This window comes from Rhodococcus sp. IEGM 1318 (assembly GCF_033142465.1).
Classification (GTDB): domain Bacteria; phylum Actinomycetota; class Actinomycetes; order Mycobacteriales; family Mycobacteriaceae; genus Rhodococcus_F; species Rhodococcus_F qingshengii_B.
Genome location: NZ_JAWLSC010000013.1, coordinates 230400 through 234156 on the forward strand (window position 1 = coordinate 230400; position 3757 = coordinate 234156).

Annotated in this window: 4 protein-coding genes; 2 read left to right on the plus strand and 2 right to left on the minus strand. The window is 61.2% G+C overall.

What is annotated here, in order from left to right; all coding sequences use genetic code 11:
- Positions 1-105: 105 nt before the first annotated feature.
- Positions 106-702 (minus strand): class I SAM-dependent methyltransferase, encoded by a 597-nt coding sequence (locus R4P65_RS26945; protein WP_317828786.1) that lies wholly within the window; start codon positions 700-702, stop codon positions 106-108.
- A gap of 130 nt (positions 703-832) precedes the next feature.
- Between R4P65_RS26945 and R4P65_RS26950 the strand changes: the two genes are divergently transcribed.
- Positions 833-1681, plus strand: a complete 849-nt coding sequence (locus tag R4P65_RS26950) for an aldo/keto reductase (protein WP_230814467.1) — start codon at positions 833-835, stop codon at positions 1679-1681.
- A 64-nt stretch (positions 1682-1745) separates the two neighbouring features.
- Here the strand turns inward: R4P65_RS26950 and R4P65_RS26955 are convergent, their stop codons facing one another.
- Entirely contained in the window at positions 1746-2897 is a 1152-nt protein-coding gene (locus R4P65_RS26955) for an NADH:flavin oxidoreductase (RefSeq protein WP_317828787.1), read from the minus strand.
- 203 nt (positions 2898-3100) lie between these two features.
- Here R4P65_RS26955 and R4P65_RS26960 point away from each other — a divergent pair.
- Positions 3101-3757: cbb3-type cytochrome c oxidase subunit I (locus R4P65_RS26960; RefSeq protein ID WP_317828788.1), on the plus strand; the 657-nt coding region annotated here is incomplete at its 3' end.

The window sequence follows — 3757 nt, forward strand, 5'->3', positions numbered from 1 at the left end:
GATGTTTTGCTGACCCCGGTTATGTACCCCGGGTGCGGGGCGCTTGTGTTATTGGGTGGTGTGCGCTTTTGTTAACCGGGGGCGTTTAAAAAAGGCGCACAGCAGTCAGTCCCGAACCAGGTGATACCAGCACGGATGCGCCGCACGGACCGGAAGTGGCGATTCACTCACGTCGGCGGCCGTACTCGAGGCCATCGACCAACCATCGAATGCTCGCATGACTTCCTCCTCGGAGACGCCATGTGGCATCGGCCAACGGTGACCTGGCCCGAATGCGAACATCACCATGGACGCTCCCGGTGCGGTGATCGCGTTGACCGACCTCCCGTAGTCCCGTCGTTGATGATCGGTGAGCCCGTGAAAGCAGCCGATGTCGAGCACCAGCATGTGTCCACCGTCGACGGCTATGTGCAGGTCTGCCGCGTCCTCGTGGAGGAACCGGACGTCGACGTGGGCTTCACGTGCATGTATGCGCGCTTTGTCCAACGGTGCCTGCTCGGCATCGACGCCGGTGACGTGCCAACCGCGTTGCGCCAGCTCGATGGAATGGCGTCCGGTGCCGCAGCCGATATCGAGGGCACGGCCGCCTTCCGGAACGGAAATTTCGTCCAGGAGTCCGGCCAGTTGAGCGTCGAACCCATGCCCGGTGTGCTCCCACGGAGTGACGCCGACCTTGTAGGCGAGACGATATGAAAGATTCATCGCTCTCTCTTTTCTCGAGGCGATTCCAATACTTGTCTTCCAAGGTAGACCGGCATTTCGGGCGGTACAAGGGCGCTGCCCGGAGGTTCGGCGGGGAATGCCTCCATGCTCTGCCGCGTTGGTTACGAATATGACCGAAACCAACGATGTGACCTCCGTACCGACAATTGTTCTGAACGACGGTAAGACGATCCCCGCACTGGGATTCGGTGTGTTCCAGGTTCCGGACGACGAAACGCAGGAAGCCGTCTCCACCGCTCTGCAGACCGGCTACCGCAGTATCGACACCGCCAAGATCTACGGCAACGAGGTGGGCGTCGGCCGCGCGATCTCCGAATCCGGCATCGCCCGCGAAGACCTGTACATCACGACAAAATTGTGGAACGACGACCAGGGCTACGACTCGACGCTTGCCGCATTCGACGCCAGTCTCGACAAGTTGGGTCTCGACTACCTCGATCTGTACCTGATCCACTGGCCGGTTCCGTCCAAGGACCTGTACGTCGAGACCTTCAAGGCATTCCAGAAGCTCAAGGCGGACGGACGGGTTCGTTCCATCGGTGTCTCCAACTTCACCATCGAGAACCTCGAGCGTGTCATCGGTGAAACCGGTGAGGTGCCGGTCCTCAACCAGATCGAGCTTCACCCCAAGTTCAACCAAGCCGAACTGCGCGCCTTCCACACCGGCAAGGGAATTGCGACGGAAGCGTGGAGCCCGCTCGGCCAAGGAACTGTTCTCGGTGACCCCGTCATCACCGCTATCGCCGATGCTCATGGCGTCACGGCGGCTCAGGTGATCATTCGCTGGCACCTGCAGATCGGAAACGTGGTGATTCCGAAGTCGGTGACCCCCGAACGTATCGCCGCCAACTTCGATGTCTTCGGATTCGAATTGACGCCGGAACAGATCAACGCGATCGGTGCTCTCGACGACGCGGCCGGCCGCATCGGCCCCGACCCGGTCACGCTCGGCAGCTAGGGCTTCCGGTAGACCCACAAACGGCACTCCCGCAATCGCGGGAGTGCCGTTCTGTCGTGCGAGGTCAGTTCAGGTGCGTGCGATGTTCTGCAGTGAATGCGATGTGCTCATCTGTGCGTCCGGTGCGGAGCTTGTCGACCCACTCGGGATCGGCGAGCAGCGCGCGTCCGATGGCAACCATGTCGAATTCACCCCTCTCGTACTGAGCTTCGAGACGCTCCAGCCCGGTGACAGCAGATGCAGCGTCGCCGGTGAATGCCGTCGTGAACACGGAATCGAGTCCGACCGAACCGACGGTGATGGTCGGCAACCCGGTCAGCTTCTTGGTCCAACCGGCGAGGCCGAGCTTGCCGTCTTCGCCTTCGAGTTCAGCGAACGCCGGTTCCCAATGACGCCTCGTCGACGGATGCAGGACGTCGACGCCGGCGTCGACCAGGGGAGTGAGGATGCGGCCGAGCTCTGCCGGGCTCTGGGCGATACGGGCGTCGTAGTGGCCGGACTTCCACTGCGAGAATCGGTATACGATCGCGAACTCGTTTCCGACAGCCTCTCGGATTGCGGCAACGACCTCGGACGGGAAGCGGGTGCGAGCTTCCAGTGATCCGCCGTATTCATCGGTGCGGACATTGGTTCCGGCCCAAAGGAATTCGTCGAGCAGGTAACCGTGCGCTCCGTGCAACTCGAGACCGTCGAAACCGGTGTTCTTCGCGTTGAGTGCGGCGTCGACCCACGACTGCTTCAAGGTGTCGAGATCCGAGGTGGTGAATTCTCGTCCCAGACGGGTGCCGTCCAGCGCCAGGCCGGAGGGGCTGACGGTCTCGACCTCGGGGTTCAGACGCGAGTTCTCGCCGCGTTCGACTCCGAGGTGCCACAGCTGAGGAATGATCGATCCGCCCTCGGCGTGGACGGCGTCGACTACCGACTTCCAGCCGCCCAGGCTCGAATCGCCGTAGATGCGCGGTACGCGGGTGTGCGGGCCGGCTGCCGGGTCCGGGATGTACGTGCCTTCGGTGATGATCAAGCCGACACCACCTGCTGCACGACGACGGTAGTACTCGGCCACGTCGGCGCCGGGGATTCCGTCCGGCGAGAAGGCGCGCGTCATCGGGGCCATCGCAAAACGGTTGCGCAACGAGAGTGATTTAACCTCGAAAGGCTCGAAGAGGCCGCGCAACGCGGAGGCCTCGGGTGCTGTCGATGTGTCGGGAAGAGTCACGGGTTTGTTCAACGCGGCGGACCCTCGACCTATTCCGCCGCCTGCCTTTGTCTCACCGAAATCTGCAAAAGCTTGCGTACGTTCGGTTTTCGATTGATGCCTACGTCGATCACACTTAGTTTGTGCATTAACTATTAACATGCGATATGGTCGTGCGGAAAGTTCTTGACGGCGGTATCGAGCACGAAAGAGGACGCGCGAGCATGACAACAACGGTGCCGGACGAGCGGACCGGAGAGTTGGAGCCGATTCCGGAGCGGCCGTACCCGAAGCGCCGTGATCCCAAGGGATCGTGGATGTTCGACATGATCAAGACCACCGATCACAAGAAGATCGGGATCATGTACATGATCACGGCTTTCGTGTTCTTCCTGATCGGCGGCCTGATGGCCCTGTTCATGCGTGCGGAACTGGCTGTCCCCGGAATGCAGTTCCTCTCGAACGAACAGTTCAACCAGTTGTTCACCATGCACGGCACGATCATGTTGCTGCTGTATGCGACGCCCGTCGTTTTCGGCTTCGCGAACTACATACTTCCGCTGCAGATCGGTGCCCCGGACGTGGCGTTCCCGCGTTTGAACGCATTCGGGTTCTGGCTCTTCACTTTTGGTGGTCTCATCGTTCTCGGCGGATTCCTCACGCCGGGCGGCGCTGCCGACTTCGGTTGGACCGCGTACACCCCACTGTCGGGTGCGGTGCACAGTCCCGGCGTCGGAGCCGACCTGTGGGTATTCGGCCTGACAGTGGGCGGTCTCGGCACCATTCTCGGTGCGGTCAACATGATCACCACGGTGATCTGTTTGCGCGCGCCAGGCATGACGATGTTCCGGATGTCGATCTTCACGTGGAATATCTTCATC